Raw genomic sequence first — 12,232 nt, forward strand, 5'->3', positions numbered from 1 at the left:
AGGAAGGCGGACAGGCACAGGGCCTGTCCCTACAATTCGCCTGCGATTCGCTGCATATTATCAGTCGCACATCGAAAACAACACTCCGTTTTGTCCGTCCTGCTGTTTCCATGAATCGAAAGTGCCGTTTTCACACCGCGAAACGGGCTTGTTCGCATGGTGAAAGTGCCACTTTCGCCATGCGTCTTTTACCCCTCTGACTATCAATATCTTACAACCGCATGCCCTTACCCACTCTCTGAAACCCGGGACATGCCGATGCGGAAAATCTATTATATATAGGTCATATTTTCTGTTATCACTTCTTGGAAGTTAGAAAACTATTTCGTAACTTTGCTACCTAACTCTATCACACAAAAAGATACTACACATGACACAATCCGCGAAGACAATCAGCAATTTCAACGAGCTGCTCACCCACCTGAAAGACAGCGGGGTACGCCGCCGTCTCGCCGTAGTATGGCCCGAAGACGACCATACGCGCGACGCCGTAGACGCCGCCTTTGCAGAAGGATTCGTCGAACCGATACTCGTATGCTCTGCCGAGACGCAGGCAAGCTGTGCCGGACGCTATGCCACGCTGCCTGCCGCGTCGCCCGAAGAGGCTGCCGCACGGGCCGTGGAACTCGTGCGCGAGGGCAAGGCCGACATGCTGATGAAGGGATTTGTCAATACCGACGTGCTCCTGCGTGCCGTGCTCAACAAGCAGACAGGCATCCTGCCCCCCGGAAACGTCCTGACCCACATCACGGCAGCCCACATTCCCGGCTATCCGCGGCTGCTCTTCTTCACCGACGCTGCCGTCATCCCCTTCCCCACCGAGGCCCAGCGGCGCAGTCAGCTGCACTATCTGGCAGACCTCTGCCGCGCCTTCCGCATAGAGTGTCCGCGCATCGCGCTCATCCACTGCTCGGAGAAGCCCGACGCGAAGCACTTCCCCTACACAGAAGACTACCTCGCCATCAGGCAGGAAGCCGCGGAAGGACGCTACGGACGGTGCATCGTCGACGGTCCGCTCGACCTCAAGACATCGTGCTCGCCCGAAGCCCTGCGCGCCAAACACATAGATTCGCCCGTCGGGGGCTGCGCCGACGCCGTCATACTGCCCAACATTGAGGCCGGCAACCTGTTCTACAAGGCCATTACCCTCTTCGCGCAGGCAGAGACGGCAGCCGTCCTCCAAGGAACGGAAGTGCCCGTGGTGCTCCCCAGCCGCGGCGACTCGGTGCAGTCGAAGCTCTACAGCCTCGCGCTGGCTGCCGTAGGCGCAGGATAGCGGCAGGAGAGTTCCGCCGCCCACCGCGTGCCTGCCGCACCGCAGACGCCCCATACCGAGAACACCGTCCCGTCAAACCCCATTACCCCATCCCGACATTACTACATGCACAAGATTCTCGCCATCAACCCCGGCTCCACCTCCACCAAAATATCAGTGGCACACGACGACCAGCTCGTCTTCGTGGAAGACATCCCCCATTCGCGCGAGCAGCTCAGCCAGTTCGACAAGATTTCCGACCAGTTCGAGTTCCGCAAGCAGCTCGTACTCGACGAGCTTAAACGCCGCGACATGCCCCTCGACTTCGATGCCGTAGTAGGTCGGGGAGGCCTTGCCAAGCCCGTGGAGAGCGGTGTCTACCTCATCAACGACAAGATGATTTCCGACCAGAAGCGCGCCACCACCCAGCACGCCTGCGACCTCGGCTGCATCATTGCCTACGAGATAGCACAGATGATGCCCGGATGTCCCAGCTTCACGGCCGACCCCGGCGTCGTCGACGAGATGGCGCCCGAAGCCCACGTGTCAGGCTCGCCCCTGCTGCCCCGCATCTGCATCTGGCACGCGCTCAACCAGAAGGCCATCGCACGCCGGTACGCCAGCGATGCCGGCACCGACTACGAGCGTCTGAACCTCATCGTCTGCCACCTCGGAGGCGGAATCTCCATAGCTGCACACGAACAGGGGCGTGCCGTCGACGCCAACAACGCCCTCGGAGGCGAAGGGCCCTTCACGCCCGAACGGGCAGGCTCGCTGCCTGCCACCGCCCTCATCAGGCTCTGCTTCAGCGGAAAGTACACCGAGGACGAGCTGCGCCGCCGCGTCTGCGGACAGGCAGGGCTGATAGCCCACCTCGGGACGAACGACATGCGCGAGATTCTCCGCCGCATAGACGAGGGCGACAGCCATGCCGAAGCCGTCGTCTCGGCCATGATATGGCACGTCGCCAAGGCCATCGCCGCCGAAGGGGCGGTACTCTGCGGAAAGGTAGACGCCATTCTGCTGACGGGCGGACTGGCACACAGCGACTATATCGTCTCACGGCTCCGCCGGCGCATAGAGTATCTTGCCCCCGTCCACGTCTATCCGGGACAGGACGAGATGAAGGCTCTGACCGAGAACGCCCTTGCCGTGCTCCGGGGCGAGCGCGAGGCAAAGCTCTATTAGCATCCGTGGCTTGGAGAGGACGGCGTTTCACCTCTCCCATCCTGTCTGCTGCGCCCCGGCAGCGTGTCGGGAAAAGGTTCTGTGTCGGCCTTTTCCGGCACAGCTCTGTGCTGCCGTGTCCGTGCAGGGAGACGGGATTCTATTTTTCTTTCCTTTTTATACGCGCATTGCAACTTTTTTTTGTAACTTTGTCTCCAAATAATTATCAACTCATAAATACGATATGCTTACATTGAAGCTCATCAGTGAGGAAACTGAACGCGTAGTAAAGGGACTCGAGAAAAAGCACTTTCAGGGTGCGAGAGAGGCCGTAGGGAAAGTTCTGGAATACGACAAGATTCGCCGCGAGTGCCAACAGAAGCTCGACGGCAACAAGCAGCAGCAGAACCAGCTCTCCAAGCAGATTGGGGGACTGATGAAGGAAGGAAAGAAGGAAGAAGCAAACCAGATAAAGGAAACCGTAGCCGGGCTGAAGGCAACCGACAAGGCTCTTCAGGAGGCTATGGAGAAAGCGCAGCAGGACATGACCGAGGTGCTGCTGACGATACCGAACATTCCGCACGCCGACGTGCCCGAGGGCAAGGACGCGAGCGACAACGTCGTGGTGAAGGAAGGCGGAGAAAAGCCCTCACTGCCGGACGATGCGCCCTGCCACTGGGACTTGCTGAAGAAGTTCAACCTTGCAGACTTCGACCTCGGCGTGAAGATTACGGGGGCCGGATTCCCTATATATATAGGTAAGATGGCACGCTTTCAGCGCGCGCTCGAGGCCTTCTTCCTCGACGAGGCACGCAAGAACGGCTACTTGGAGGTTCAGCCTCCGCTGGTGGTCAATCAGGCTTCGGGGCTCGGCACGGGCCAGCTGCCCGACAAGGAAGGGCAGATGTACCATGCCACGGCAGACGACCTCTACCTCATTCCTACCGCCGAGGTGCCTGTAACCAATATCTTCCGCGACGAGATTCTCGACGAGAAGGAGCTTCCCGTCAAGCGTTGCGCCTACTCGGCCTGCTTCCGCCGCGAGGCAGGAAGCTACGGCAAGGACGTGCGCGGACTCAACCGCCTGCACCAGTTCGACAAGGTGGAAATCGTACGCATCGACAAGCCCGAACATTCCTACCAGTCTCTCGCCGAGATGCTCGAACACGTGGAGGGCCTGCTCCGCAAGCTCGAACTGCCCTATCACATTCTCCGCCTCTGCGGAGGCGACATGAGCTTCACCTCCGCCATCTGTTACGACTTCGAGGTGTGGAGTGCCGCACAGAAACGGTGGCTCGAAGTGTCGTCGGTTTCCAATTTCGAGAGCTATCAGGCCAACCGCCTGCACTGCCGCTACCGCCACACCGAGGACAAGAAGATAGAACTCTGCCATACCCTCAACGGCTCTGCCCTCGCCCTGCCGCGCATCGTCGCCGCCATCATCGAGAACAACCAGACCCCCGAGGGTATCCGCGTGCCGAAGGTGCTCGTGCCCTATTGCGGCTTCGAGATGCTCGACGACAAGATGTAGACGCCTCCCCGGTCCTCCCCCTCGGGAGGGATTGCCCCGTGGAAGCCGCGTCTTCCTGCCTTCTTCTCCGCTGTCTGAACAGGCGCACGGACGGATGGCAACCAGCCGGCGAAGCAGGGATTTTCCTTGGTCTGCCCCTCCCCATTCTGCCGTTAGCCGGCGTTGGAGGGCAGATTTTCCGGCATCGTGCCGGCCGCAAGGGTGTTCCGGCACAGCCGCCTCCCACATTTTATTACGGAAGAGAGCATATCTCATCATGGAAGAGAGAACATCTTATCACGGGAGAGAGAACATCTCATCACGGGAGAGAGAAGGCGAAACCTTACAAAAGACAACAACCAAAAACCAAAATAATGCCCCATCAGCCACAAGACATGCCACGTCTCCATTCCGGGACGGCTGCCGTGGACAGGGCCTTTGCTACTATGAACAAGATTATTTCCAAACAGCAATTCTCCGAGAAGGTCTTCTGCATCGACGTGGAAGCCCCCCTCATCGCACGGAGCTGCCGTCCGGGCAACTTCATCATTGTGCGTGTAGACAAGAACAGCGAACGCGTGCCCTACACCATCGCCAAGTCAGACCCCGTAAAGGGCACGCTGACCATGGTGATTCAGGAAGTCGGACTCTCGTCTACCAAACTCTGCGAGATGAACGTAGGCGACGAGGTGCTCGACATTGTCGGGCCGCTCGGCAATCCATCCCACATTGAGAACTACGGTACGGTCATCTGTGCCGGCGGCGGCATCGGCATCGCTGCCATCCTGCCCATCCTCACGGCACTGAAGCAGGCCGGCAACCGCGTCATCTCCGTACTGGCAGGCCGCACGAAGGAGCTGGTCATCATGGTGGACGACGTTGCCAAGTATTCCGATGAGGTCATCATCATGACCGACGACGGCTCTTACGGAAAGAAGGGCGTGGTTACCGTCGGCGTCGAGGAGGTCATTCAGCGCGAGCATGTAGACAAGGTGATTGCCATAGGTCCGCCCATGATGATGAAGTTTACGTCGCTTATGGCAAAGAAATACGGCATCCCCAACGACGTATCTCTCAATACCATCATGGTGGATGGTACGGGAATGTGTGGTGCCTGCCGCCTGACCATCGGCGGAAAGACCAAGTTTGTCTGCATCGACGGGCCGGAGTTCAACGGCGACCTCGTCGACTGGGACGAGATGTTCAAGCGCATGGGCACGTTCAAGAATATAGAACGGGAGGAGATGGAGCACAAGCACGCGGCTTCTCCAAGCCACTCCGGCGAAACCGATGCGCCTGCAAAGAACGCGCAGCAGGCCGCATCTGCGGAGCAAGCTGCCAACGGCGGCAATCCGGCACCGGCTTCTTCGGATAATCTTGGCGACGACACCGACTGGCGGACCGCCCTCCGCAAGGCCATGAAACCTAAGGAGCGCACGGCCATCGAGCGCGTGAAGATGCCCGAACTCGACCCTGCCTACCGCGCAACCACCCGGCTTGAGGAGGTGAACATAGGTCTTACGCCCGAGATGGCAATGCAGGAGGCGAAGCGTTGCCTTGACTGCCCGAAGCCGTCGTGCGTGGAAGGCTGTCCCGTAAACATACACATACCCGACTTCGTCAAGCATATCGAGCACGGAGACTTCCTCGGTGCTGCCAAGATTCTGAAGGAAACGTCCGCCCTCCCGGCTGTCTGCGGCCGCGTATGTCCGCAGGAGAAACAGTGCGAGAGCCGCTGTATCCACCTGAAGATGAACTCCCCGTCCGTCGCCATCGGCTACTTGGAGCGTTTCGCAGCCGACTACGAGCGCGAAAGCGGACAGATGGCACTGCCGGAAGTTGCTCCTGCCAACGGCATCAAGGTGGCTGTGGTAGGCTCCGGGCCTGCCGGACTGAGCTTCGCCGGCGACATGGTGAAGCGCGGCTTTGAGGTCTACGTGTTCGAGGCACTGCACGAAGTGGGCGGTGTGCTCAAGTACGGCATCCCGGAGTTCCGCCTGCCCAACCGCATCGTAGAGGTAGAGGTAGACAATCTCCGCAAGATGGGCGTTCATTTCCAGACCGATACCATCATCGGCAAGACCATTTCAGTAGACGAACTCAAGGAGAAGGGCTTCAAGGGCATCTTCGTCGGCTCGGGAGCAGGCCTCCCCAACTTCATGGGCATCCCGGGCGAGAACAGCATCAACATCCTTTCGAGCAACGAGTACCTCACGCGCGTCAATCTGATGGACGCTGCCAACCCCGAGACCGACACACCTATTATCATAGGAAAGAAGGTTATCGTAGTCGGAGGCGGCAATACGGCGATGGACTCCTGCCGTACCGCCAAGCGGCTTGGGGCTGACGTAACCCTCGTCTACCGCCGTTCGGAGGCCGAAATGCCGGCCCGCCTCGAGGAGGTGAAGCACGCCAAGGAGGAGGGAATCAACTTCCTCACCCTCCATAACCCGAAGGAATACCATGCCGACGATACGGGCCGCGTATGCGCCTGCGTCCTCGACGTGATGGAACTCGGCGAACCCGATGCCAGCGGACGCCGCAGTCCGCAGTCGACAGGGCGCACCGAGACCATCGAGTGCGACCAAGTGATAGTTGCCGTAGGCGTTTCGCCCAATCCGCTCGTGCCCAACTCCATCGAGGGTCTCGAACTGGGACGCAAGAATACCATCGTTGTCAACGAGGGCATGCAGAGTTCCCGTCCCGAAATCTACGCCGGTGGCGACATCGTACGCGGCGGTGCGACGGTCATCCTCGCCATGGGCGACGGCCGGCGTGCAGCCGCCAGCATGGCCGAAAGCCTGTTGGCAGACTAACGTCCCGGCCGACAATTCTATCTTCTCTCGCCCGTCCGTCCTGTCATGGAGGGCGGGCGAGAGCCTTTTACAGCCGACATATAAAAATCAACCCCTAATAAAAAACAATCCGCCAACGCCCATGCTTCACCGTGCAACAACCCTTCTCGCCGCCCTCCTTGCCTGCATCTCCCTCGCGGCACAGCCCAAGGACGAGTATGTGCAGCCCCATTTCAAGGTGGGGCAGACCATCCGCTACAACTACCGCTTCACCTGCGACTCCCACAATCCGCAGACCGGGCTTCCCATAAAGCCGTCCGCATCCTCGCTGGCAATGTTCTGGCCTATCCGCTATTGGACATACATGACCGGTGTCATGCCAGAAGACACCATCGAGACAGAAGCCCTGCTGACCGTCAGGGAGGCAACGCCCCACACCTACACCATGGGCCTGAGGCTGACACGTATATGCAACCTCATCGGCAAGCTGGATGCAGACGGTCTGTTGTTTTACAAAATCTGCGAAAAATTCTTCTCCGAACATGAAATTCTCCTCACTTTCTCTTCCGAAATGACCAACTGCATGCCCATCAGGATTACAGAGACGATGAGCCAGTTCGCAGACGCCCTGTGGGACTGGCGCAATTCCGACCCCGAACTGGCAGAGTCAATGAAGAAATTCCCCGACAAGGAAGAACTGCGGAAAGACTTATGCGACAGCGAGATTGCCGGAGGGGTGATTACCTTCATACTCCATCTCTCCTGCCCCACCCTCGACACGCTGCCCCAAATCTACGGCCTGACTTACACGATGGGCCACCGCGAGAGCGAGAGGAAGACCGACGGAGACAACCCCACCACCATCCGGTGGACACAGGATGCCTCTACCGACAGCCGGGGCAACCTGCTGCTGACCTACGCTACCGACTATACCCTCCCCTCCACGAACTTTTTTGACTACGAAGACGAGGAAGAAACAGACAGCGGAACGGGCCGGCACGACAAGCCGGCAGAAGCCCTTCCCGTCCCCATCCATACACAGACAAGCACCGCCTTCAGCCCCGACGGCTGGATGACCCACTACGAGAACACCACGGTCATTGCCCACCCCAACGCCGCAATCACCCTGAACGAGACCATTACCGGGCAGATTGTCCGTCCCTGACCACTACATCCCTCCCCCGAATCCCCATCAATCACAACGCCTATGTACGCAACATCCCGTTTCCGAACCCTCCTCCGCCCGTCGCGCTCCTCCCTTTCCGGCAGGGGCTGGGCGTCGCTCGTCCTCCTTCTCTTCCCCCTGCACCTCCTTGCCCAACAGACACCGAGGCTTGGCGAGGAAGTATTCTACGAGCTGACCAACGCTTGGAGCTGTACCGACAAGGCCGACGGAACGCGCCAGACCGACAGATTCTTCTATCAGTATTCCCCTCTCCACGTCCTCAAGCCATATTCCGGGCTATACCACGTCGTTGCCGACAGCGTCAGCTCCGCCTTTTCGCTGACGGCCATCAGCTCCAGTCCCTACGGCAGCTCCTACCGCCTGCGAATCACGAAGCCTTACCGCAAAGACTTCCTGCGCAATCCTCTGGCAGAAAACCACCCGACAAAGTCCGATTCGCTCGTACAGCTGTTTACCGGCCGCGACATTATCCTTGCCTATTCGCCCACGATGGACAACTTCATCGTATGCAACACGCACGACTTTGAGCCGCAATTCACCAGTCTGTTCACCGGCCAGCCCGACAAGGAAATGAGCTTCCTGCTCTCCGACTCCTACAATCAGGAGACATATCTTTCCCCCTTTTTCTACATCACTCCATCACGGACTATGACCGTCCTCATCAACTACATCTGCCCGGGACTGACCCTTGCCATGAGCGCACAGGCCATTCCACAAAAGGAACAGCTGACCGTCTTCGGCGCACCCCTTGACGGCAGCAACCGCATGGCGACCTATCAGCGGACGGCCGACCGCATTGCCGACGGCAGCTTCTACCGCGAAATAGATGCCGAGGCGTATGTCAGCGAACTGGATTTCAGCAACCCTGCCAGTTTTGCCGAAGATGTCGACAGCACTGTCGAGGTTGACAGCGTTGTCGTCGACAGCGCGTGGGACGTGAGTGCGGAATGGAAAAGATATTCCGACTCGCCCGATGTCGACACCGCCGGCTATTCGGAAGACATAGATACCGTCATCACCGATGATGTGGAAGCAGATACCTTCCTCGCCGATACAGTGGATACAGATACCACCTTCTATGAGAGCGTCGCCATCGACACCACCGTTACCGACGAATATCACCCTCTCCGCACGGCTATCCGCCTGCAAATAGCCCCCGACGGCTTCGTTGCCGATTATAGAGTCAGCTCCACCGTCGACCTCGGCACCGCCCTCTGGCAGCGGCGCATCCGCCTGAAGCGGGTAAGCAAGTAGAAAGATAAAGTACATAGCCGGCAGATTCCGCACCTTGAATCTCCTTTTCATAGCAAGCGGAAATGTAGGGACAGACCCCGTGTCTGTCCGATGCGTGTGTGGCGGACAGGCACGGGGCCTGTCCCTACAGGCTGCTTGCACTCCGCCCGTGATGCAGGCAGAATCCATTAAAGAACAAATTTCAGGCATGAATCCCCTGTTTATGGCAAGCGGAAATGTAGGGACAGACCGCGTGTCTGTCCGAAGCAAGCGGGGCGGACAGGCACGGGGCCTGTCCCTACAATCCGCCTGCGATTTGCTGCACATTATCTATCGTACATCGCAAACAGCACTCCGTCCTGATTATCCTGCTGTCTCCATAAAACGAAAGTGCCGTTTCCGCATGACGAAAACGGCACTTTGACACTGCGAAAACGATACTTTCATGTGGTCAAAACGGCACTTTCACTTTGCCTCTACTGACTCTTCCCGACTGTCCTAAGCACAACCCGGCTGACGAGGGCGAGAAGATGGCGGACAGAGACTAAAGCAGAGGAAGAACAGAATCAAGCGTATTCACTGACAATCAACAGATTACTACTTTCACTTCCCGGATATATGAAGAAAGCGCGAAAGGAAGCGAGAGAAGTCTTGCGGCTTGTTGTTGATGAAGGCATCGAGCACCTGACACTGCCCCGAGGGATTGTCGGGAATGATGTCGTAGTCGGCAATGCAGGCCGGAATAAAGGTGCTGAAGCCCTCTCGCAAGGCTATTTCGTCGCCCGTACGCCGGATGCGGATGCGGCAGTCGCCCTTAAGGCACATCGTGATGATGAAGCTGTCGTACTTCAGCAGGTTGCGGTGGAACGGGGCACTGAAATCGATGACACGGACACTGAAATACCGGCTGTCGACGACGAGGTTGGCACGGTCGCAGGCGTAGTCGTAGTCGGTGCGGTACGACCGTTCTACGTGGAAGTCGAGAGCCTCTGCGGCAAGCTCGGTGTGCAACTCGCGCGGCTTCCCGTCCATTCCCGGGCGGTTGTAGTCGAATATGCGGTAGGTTACGTCGCTGCTCTGCTGCACCTCGGCAAGGAGGATGCCCGAGCAGATGGCGTGCACGCGTCCGGCCGGCAGGTAGAAGACGTCGCCCGGGCGTACCTCGTGGCGCGCGAGCACGTCGGTGATGGTGCCGTCGGCAATCCGCCGCCGGTATTCGTCGGGCGTAATCTCGTCCTTGAATCCTGCATAGAGGAACGCTCCCGGCTGTGCATCGATGATATACCACATCTCCGTCTTGCCCCGCTTACGATGCCTCCGGTGTGCCATTTCGTCGTCGGGATGCACCTGAATGGACAGGTCGCGACGGGCATCGATGAACTTCACGAGCAGCGGCAGCTCGTTGCCGTACTCTGCCGCCACCGCCTTGCCGAGGAGTTCGACGGGGTGCTCGCGGACGACCTCAACGAGGCTGCGCCCTGCCTGACTGCCGTTGGCAATGATACTCTCGCTGCCGGGCACGGCACTGACCTCCCACGACTCACCAATGGGCTGTCCGGAGGACGGGAGATGCTTCCACCGGGTTATCTGTTCCCCACCCCAGACTACGGGATGGAGGTTGGGTTGGAAAAGGTAAGGGTAGTACATGTTAAAAGACCCACCCTGCGCTCCCTGCTGGGAGGGAGAGACTGACGGGGCACTTGTGGGCGTTAATGAGTGTTGATGGATATTTAAGAAGAGGCCGGGAGACCTTGGGGCGGATTCATCCACTCCCTACAGGGAAGGATTGGGGGCGGATTTCCTGTACCATTCGTACAGCATCCTCACGCCCTCCTCTATCTCTACCTTGTGCGTCCAGCCGAGCCGGTGGAGCTTCTCTACGTCGATGAGCTTGCGCGGAGTGCCGTTGGGCTTCGTGCTGTCCCATACCACCTCGCCCGTGAAGCCGACGACGTCTACTATCAGACGGGCAAGGGCACCGATGGTAAGCTCCTTTCCCGTGCCTACGTTGATGTGGCAGTTGCGTATCTCGCCCAGAGAGGGGATGGCACCGCCGCGCCCCCCGGAGTTGTTGCGGTCTACCGCACCGCCGGTCTTCGCACCGCAGAAGACGCTCGAGTACTTCTCTATGCCGATAATGTCCTTGAAGTCGACATGGAGGAGGATGTGCACGCTTGCGTCGGCCATATCCTCGCTCCACAGAAACTCGCGGAGCGGAGTGCCGTCGCCCCAGAGCGTTACCCTGTTGTCCCCGATGCCGTAGAAGGCGAGCGCGCTCAGGATGCGCTCCTTGGTGCTCCGCCCGTCTACGTTTCCTTCGCCGACGAGGGCGCGGAGCCTGTCGGAGGGGTTGACGGGACGGCAGTCCATATCGGCGCGGATGGCCTCCCAATTGTCCTCGTGAATGAGTTTGGCAAGATAAATCTTGCGCATCATGGCCGGCATGACGTGGGAATTTTCGAGGTGAAAATTATCGTTCGGGCCGTAAAGGTTGGTCGGCATGACGGCGATATAGTTGGTTCCGTACTGCAAGTTGTAGCTTTCGCACATCTTGAGTCCGGCTATCTTGGCGATGGCATACTCCTCGTTGGTATATTCGAGGGGCGAGGTGAGGAGGGCATCCTCGCGCATCGGCTGCGGCGCGTTCTTGGGATAGATGCACGTGCTGCCGAGGAAGAGGAGTTTCTCTACGCCGTGCAGATAGCTCTGCTCGATGACGTTGCACTGCATCTTCATGTTCTGCATGATGAAGTCGGCACGGTAGAGCGAATTGGCCATGATGCCTCCGACAAATGCCGCTGCGAGCACCACGGCGTCGGGGCGTTCGCTGTCGAAGAAGGCGCGCACTGCCTGCTGGTCGGTCAGGTCGAGCTGGCTGTGGCTTCTGCCCACAAGGTTGGTGTAGCCTCGCTGGAGGAGGTTGTTCCAGATGGCAGAACCCACGAGTCCGCGGTGTCCTGCGACGTATATTTTGCTGTTCTTATCCATTGTCTGGCTGATGGTTTGGCGATGGGAGGAATGGGCGACGAGGGGCGGACACGGGCATCTTCGGGACGCGGAAGAGCATCTTCAGAAAACCCGTAACC

At 58.7% G+C, this 12,232-nt stretch carries 8 protein-coding genes; 6 read left to right on the forward strand and 2 right to left on the reverse strand.

What is annotated here, in order from left to right; translation table 11 throughout:
• The first annotated feature begins 370 nt into the window (after positions 1-370).
• The 6 genes from JCM15908_RS09180 to JCM15908_RS09205 all read left to right on the forward strand — a co-directional run bounded on the left by JCM15908_RS09180 (position 371) and on the right by JCM15908_RS09205 (position 9,167).
• The gene (locus tag JCM15908_RS09180) at positions 371-1,276 is read left to right on the forward strand and encodes a phosphate acyltransferase (protein ID WP_025003115.1); all 906 of its coding nucleotides are present in this window, start codon (positions 371-373) and stop codon (positions 1,274-1,276) included.
• A gap of 105 nt (positions 1,277-1,381) precedes the next feature.
• Positions 1,382-2,443, forward strand: coding sequence for a butyrate kinase (buk, locus tag JCM15908_RS09185; RefSeq protein WP_025003116.1), 1,062 nt, complete (start codon positions 1,382-1,384; stop codon positions 2,441-2,443).
• Positions 2,444-2,666: 223 nt separating this feature from the next.
• Positions 2,667-3,953: a serine--tRNA ligase gene (serS, locus tag JCM15908_RS09190; protein ID WP_025003117.1), complete on the forward strand. Its 1,287-nt coding sequence runs from the start codon at positions 2,667-2,669 to the stop codon at positions 3,951-3,953.
• Between the two features lie 425 nt (positions 3,954-4,378).
• The gene (locus tag JCM15908_RS09195; RefSeq protein ID WP_025003118.1) at positions 4,379-6,748 is read left to right on the forward strand and encodes a bifunctional dihydroorotate dehydrogenase B NAD binding subunit/NADPH-dependent glutamate synthase; all 2,370 of its coding nucleotides are present in this window, start codon (positions 4,379-4,381) and stop codon (positions 6,746-6,748) included.
• Between the two features lie 121 nt (positions 6,749-6,869).
• Complete coding sequence (locus JCM15908_RS09200; protein ID WP_025003119.1) at positions 6,870-7,892, forward strand: hypothetical protein; 1,023 nt, start codon at positions 6,870-6,872, stop codon at positions 7,890-7,892.
• A 42-nt stretch (positions 7,893-7,934) separates the two neighbouring features.
• Positions 7,935-9,167, forward strand: a complete 1,233-nt coding sequence (locus tag JCM15908_RS09205) for a hypothetical protein (protein ID WP_025003120.1) — start codon at positions 7,935-7,937, stop codon at positions 9,165-9,167.
• A gap of 582 nt (positions 9,168-9,749) precedes the next feature.
• Here JCM15908_RS09205 and JCM15908_RS09215 read toward each other — a convergent pair.
• Both JCM15908_RS09215 and JCM15908_RS09220 read right to left on the reverse strand, forming a co-directional pair.
• Complete coding sequence (locus JCM15908_RS09215) at positions 9,750-10,793, reverse strand: type I phosphomannose isomerase catalytic subunit (protein ID WP_025003122.1); 1,044 nt, start codon at positions 10,791-10,793, stop codon at positions 9,750-9,752.
• Positions 10,794-10,919: 126 nt separating this feature from the next.
• Positions 10,920-12,134 (reverse strand): GDP-L-fucose synthase family protein, encoded by a 1,215-nt coding sequence (locus JCM15908_RS09220; protein WP_025003123.1) that lies wholly within the window; start codon positions 12,132-12,134, stop codon positions 10,920-10,922.
• Positions 12,135-12,232: the final 98 nt, after the last annotated feature.

The sequence above is a fragment of the Prevotella dentasini JCM 15908 genome, assembly GCF_000614065.1.
Taxonomy (GTDB): domain Bacteria; phylum Bacteroidota; class Bacteroidia; order Bacteroidales; family Bacteroidaceae; genus Prevotella; species Prevotella dentasini.

Excerpts from the sequence above, each read along its gene's own strand:
- JCM15908_RS09180 (WP_025003115.1), top strand. The coding sequence starts at position 371 with ATGACACAATCCGCGAAGACAATCAGCAATTTCAACGAGCTGCTCACC.
- buk (WP_025003116.1), top strand. The coding sequence starts at position 1,382 with ATGCACAAGATTCTCGCCATCAACCCCGGCTCCACCTCCACCAAAATA.
- serS (WP_025003117.1), top strand. The coding sequence starts at position 2,667 with ATGCTTACATTGAAGCTCATCAGTGAGGAAACTGAACGCGTAGTAAAG.
- JCM15908_RS09195 (WP_025003118.1), top strand. The coding sequence starts at position 4,379 with ATGAACAAGATTATTTCCAAACAGCAATTCTCCGAGAAGGTCTTCTGC.
- JCM15908_RS09200 (WP_025003119.1), top strand. The coding sequence starts at position 6,870 with ATGCTTCACCGTGCAACAACCCTTCTCGCCGCCCTCCTTGCCTGCATC.
- JCM15908_RS09205 (WP_025003120.1), top strand. The coding sequence starts at position 7,935 with ATGTACGCAACATCCCGTTTCCGAACCCTCCTCCGCCCGTCGCGCTCC.
- JCM15908_RS09215 (WP_025003122.1), bottom strand. The coding sequence starts at position 10,793 with ATGTACTACCCTTACCTTTTCCAACCCAACCTCCATCCCGTAGTCTGG.
- JCM15908_RS09220 (WP_025003123.1), bottom strand. The coding sequence starts at position 12,134 with ATGGATAAGAACAGCAAAATATACGTCGCAGGACACCGCGGACTCGTG.